Annotated in this window: 4 protein-coding genes and 3 tRNA genes; all 7 read right to left on the bottom strand. The window is 56.5% G+C overall.

Annotated elements, in window-relative coordinates; all coding sequences use genetic code 11:
• The coding region (gene tuf / locus ACTJJN_RS26875) for an elongation factor Tu (protein WP_179052311.1) at nucleotides 1-1,169 on the bottom strand (1,169 nt) is incomplete at its 3' end.
• Nucleotides 1,170-1,247: 78 nt separating this feature from the next.
• Nucleotides 1,248-1,323: transfer RNA gene (locus ACTJJN_RS26870), tRNA-Thr, on the bottom strand.
• Between the two features lie 29 nt (nucleotides 1,324-1,352).
• Nucleotides 1,353-1,426 (bottom strand) — tRNA-Gly (locus ACTJJN_RS26865).
• 24 nt (nucleotides 1,427-1,450) lie between these two features.
• Nucleotides 1,451-1,534, bottom strand: a tRNA-Tyr gene (locus ACTJJN_RS26860).
• Between the two features lie 152 nt (nucleotides 1,535-1,686).
• Nucleotides 1,687-2,112: a hypothetical protein gene (locus ACTJJN_RS26855; protein WP_011953323.1), complete on the bottom strand. Its 426-nt coding sequence runs from the start codon at nucleotides 2,110-2,112 to the stop codon at nucleotides 1,687-1,689.
• A gap of 7 nt (nucleotides 2,113-2,119) precedes the next feature.
• Nucleotides 2,120-2,869 (bottom strand): pantothenate kinase, encoded by a 750-nt coding sequence (locus ACTJJN_RS26850; protein ID WP_324737361.1) that lies wholly within the window; start codon nucleotides 2,867-2,869, stop codon nucleotides 2,120-2,122.
• Nucleotides 2,859-3,818 carry a bifunctional biotin--[acetyl-CoA-carboxylase] ligase/biotin operon repressor BirA gene (birA, locus tag ACTJJN_RS26845; RefSeq protein WP_011953321.1) on the bottom strand — a complete coding sequence of 320 codons (960 nt, stop codon included), beginning with the start codon at nucleotides 3,816-3,818 and terminating at the stop codon, nucleotides 2,859-2,861. The genes ACTJJN_RS26850 and birA overlap by 11 nt, the downstream gene beginning before the upstream one ends.
• Nucleotides 3,819-4,014: the final 196 nt, after the last annotated feature.

The raw sequence follows: 4,014 nt of genomic DNA, 5'->3' as shown, positions 1-4,014 counted from the left end.
CCGGCGCCGACGGTACGACCGCCTTCACGGATAGCGAAGCGCAGACCGTCTTCCATTGCGATGGTCTTGATCAGGGTAACAGTCATCTGAATGTTGTCACCTGGCATTACCATTTCAACGCCTTCCGGCAGTTCGCAGTTACCGGTCACGTCAGTGGTACGGAAGTAGAACTGTGGACGGTAGCCTTTGAAGAACGGCGTGTGACGGCCGCCTTCTTCCTTCGACAGGACGTAGACTTCTGCGGTGAACTTGGTGTGCGGCTTGACCGAACCTGGCTTGACCAGAACCTGACCACGCTCAACGTCGTCACGCTTGGTGCCACGCAGCAGAACGCCGCAGTTCTCGCCAGCACGACCTTCGTCCAGCAGCTTGCGGAACATCTCAACACCGGTGCAGGTGGTGGTGGTGGTGTCACGCAGACCAACGATTTCCAGCGGATCCTGAACGCGGACGATACCACGCTCGATACGACCGGTAACAACGGTACCACGACCCGAAATCGAGAACACGTCTTCGATCGGCATCAGGAACGGCTGGTCGATAGCACGAACTGGCTCAGGAATGTAGCTGTCCAGAGTTTCTACCAGCTTCTTAACAGCGGTAGTGCCCATTTCGTTGTCGTCTTTGCCTTCCAGCGCCATACGAGCCGAACCGATGATGATCGGGGTGTCGTCGCCTGGGAAGTCATAGGTGGACAGCAGGTCGCGAACTTCCATCTCGACCAGTTCCAGCAGCTCAGCGTCATCTACCAGGTCAGCCTTGTTCAGGAAGACCACGATGTACGGAACGCCCACCTGACGGGACAGCAGGATGTGCTCACGGGTTTGTGGCATCGGACCATCGGCGGCCGAGCAAACCAGGATCGCGCCGTCCATCTGGGCAGCACCGGTGATCATGTTCTTCACGTAGTCAGCGTGACCTGGGCAGTCAACGTGAGCGTAGTGACGAATGGTCGAGTTGTACTCAACGTGAGCGGTGTTGATGGTGATACCGCGCGCTTTTTCTTCCGGAGCCGAGTCGATCTTGTCGAACTCAACGATTGCCGAACCGAAAACTTCGGAGCAAACGCGAGTCAGAGCTGCGGTCAGAGTGGTCTTACCGTGGTCAACGTGGCCGATAGTGCCGACGTTAACGTGGGGAAGGGAACGATCAAACTTTTCCTTAGCCATCGATACAATCCTCCGCAGAAGAAATAGTCTTGCGCTGATAAAACAAAGGCAGATATTTTCATATCTGCCTTGTTTATATGGAGCTCTTGAGCGGACTTGAACCGCTGACCTCACCCTTACCAAGGGTGTGCTCTACCAACTGAGCTACAAGAGCGAAACACTTTGTGCAAAATCCGGCAAACTTGGAGCGGGTAGCGGGAATCGAACCCGCATCATCAGCTTGGAAGGCTGAGGTTCTACCACTAAACTATACCCGCGGAGCTTGCGGCTCTCGCTAAAACTGGTGGAGGGAGAAGGATTCGAACCTTCGAAGCTCTCGCAACGGATTTACAGTCCGTCCCCTTTGACCGCTCGGGAATCCCTCCAGATGTGGCCGGCATTCTATTTGTCTGCCGTCCTAGTGTCAAGCGCTTTTTCAAATTTTTTCAATCAAATCTGAAACTTAGCTGCTTTGACACCGCTTCCAGCTCTACCACCTGAGTGGTGTTCCCTGTGAAGCGGGCGCCATTCTATCAAGCTATTCGCCAGTTGCAATACCTTGGCAGAAAATAATTTTATGTTTTAAGTCTTTGAAATCATTGGAAAGAGCCAAGAGCACCGTTTGGTCCAACAAACGCTCGCTTTCCGGAGAAACCTTGAGCCAGCGACCATCCGCCCCAGGCAGCTGTCCTGCCACCGGCGAGGTGGCAATATCCAGACTCAGCAGGCGCTGACGCAGCGCATCCAACTGCTCCTGCCCCTTCACGCCTCCGACTACCAGGCATTCATCACGACGCTTGGGCGGTGCCGACACACCTGTCTCACGCAACAGTCGGATTTCTTGCTGATTCCCCTTGTACAGCGACAATGGGGCGACTTCCTTGACCTTCAGCGGGGCTTCCTGCTGATGCCATACGTAATAAAAGACGTTGAGCACCAGTAACAGCAGAAACAACCAGCGCATAGGCACCTCAATCCAATGGGCAGGCCATTGCCAGGCCAACGAAAACCAGGTCAGGCACGACCCGCGCCTGTGGCAGGGCCCCCCTCACCAGCGGCGCATCACCGCCAGTGAGGAACACGGTGAACTCCTCACCCCATAGCACACGAGCCTGCTCAAGCTGGGTGTAGGCAAAGCCCTGGAGCATCAATACGCAACCGCGCTCCACCGCTTCGACAGTCGAGCGACCTGGTGACAAGCTGTTCAATGCCCGCTCCGCGGAGGCATCGTCATAGCGAATACGACGGGTGTGAGTGCGCAGCTGGCTACGCATCAATGGCATACCCGGGCAGATGTAGCCCCCCAGATGCTCGCCATCTGCAGACACGAAGTCCGCTTTGGCCGCGGTACCCAGGTCAATCACCAGGCACGCGCCCTTGGCCAGGTGAAATGCCCCCAGCGCCGCCAGCCAACGATCCATACCCAGACGCTGATAGTCGTCATAGCCATTGCGCACACCTGCCATTTCACGGACAGGGTGGGCAACTCTTGCCTGCACGGCAAATGCCTGAGCAATCAACGCGCAAAGCGCATCGGTTTCTTCTTCGCTGCGCACACTGACAATACGGCATCCCGTGAGGCGTACTGAAGCGAGCGCAGCCACTTCGGCCACCAGCGCCTGGTCGGAATCGACGATCCCACCACCTTCAATCACAGCATCGGCGACATGGATCACCCGCCACTTGATGAAGCTGTTACCGCAATCGAGCTCAAGAATCATCACGCAACCTCAAACTGAGCTCACCACCACTGAAGCTCTTTTCCATCCCGTCCACCTCAAGGCGCAAACCACCCTGCCCGTCGACGCCAAGAACCACGCCATCAATACGTGTACTACCAGCAACCAGCGATACATTGCGCCCCTGCCACAAGTGCGCCTGCTCCCACTCTTCCTGGAATGCAGCAAAGCCGTAGCGGCGATGGCGCGCCAATTCGTGCTGTAGCTGCTGACTGAGCAGCGCTACCAAGTGATTGCGATCTATGGCTGCACCAACCTCACGCCGCATAGAGGTCCACTGCTGATCGACCTGTTCGTTTACCTGCATGTTTACATTGATACCAATGCCTAGCACCACATGACAGACATCTGCAGGATCACCCACCAACTCCAGGAGAATCCCGGTGATTTTCTGCCCACGCACCAGCACATCGTTGGGCCATTTGAGCCCGACATCCTTTACACCGAACGCCTGCAAGGTGCGCATTACCGCCAACCCCACTACCAAGCTCAACCCCTCGAGCTGACGCATGCCTCCATCGACGCGCAGCACCAGGCTGTAATAGAGATTTTCAGCAAATGGGCTGACCCACTGCCGGCCGCGCCGACCGCGTCCGGCGCTCTGGCGCTCAGCCAGAACCAGGAATGGAGCCGCCTGCCCTTCACTGGCAAGGCGCAAGCCTTCGGCATTGGTCGAATCGATGGTTTCGTGGATGAATACCGGCCACTGTTCGCCCACGGCGAACTCGGCGATTGCCTGCGCCTCAAGCAAAGCCAGTGGCGCGGCCAACTGGTAACCGCGCCCACGAACCTTGTGAATGGTGAGGTTCAGCTCACTTTCCAGATGCTGCAGCTGCTTCCAAACTGCGCTGCGACTCACCCCTAGGGCTGCCCCCAGAGCTTCTCCGGAATGGAACCGACCGTCCTTGAGGAGATTCAACAACTTCAGCATGCCAGTCTCGACTTGGAATAAGGCAGGCATGATAGCCATGGGCTGTTGGCTTGCATAGGAAAAGGGCCTGCAGGAGAGACCTTGCATCGCCATCCACAGAGAGAAGCAGTGGCAGCCCAGTTTTTTTGCCCACAAAGACAAAACCCCTACCTGCATGTGCAGATAGGGGTTTTGCGAAATGAATCTTGACGATGAC

This window comes from Pseudomonas sp. 22515 (assembly GCF_052044625.1).
Taxonomy (GTDB): domain Bacteria; phylum Pseudomonadota; class Gammaproteobacteria; order Pseudomonadales; family Pseudomonadaceae; genus Aquipseudomonas; species Aquipseudomonas alloputida.
The sequence above is the reverse complement of the archived record's forward strand: the minus strand, read 5'-3'. Positions and strand labels throughout refer to the sequence as shown.

Bases quoted from the DNA above. Each gene is read 5' to 3' on its own strand.
- ACTJJN_RS26855 (WP_011953323.1), bottom strand. From the start codon at position 2,112: ATGCGCTGGTTGTTTCTGCTGTTACTGGTGCTCAACGTCTTTTATTAC.
- birA (WP_011953321.1), bottom strand. From the start codon at position 3,818: ATGCTGAAGTTGTTGAATCTCCTCAAGGACGGTCGGTTCCATTCCGGA.
- ACTJJN_RS26850 (WP_324737361.1), bottom strand. From the start codon at position 2,869: ATGATTCTTGAGCTCGATTGCGGTAACAGCTTCATCAAGTGGCGGGTG.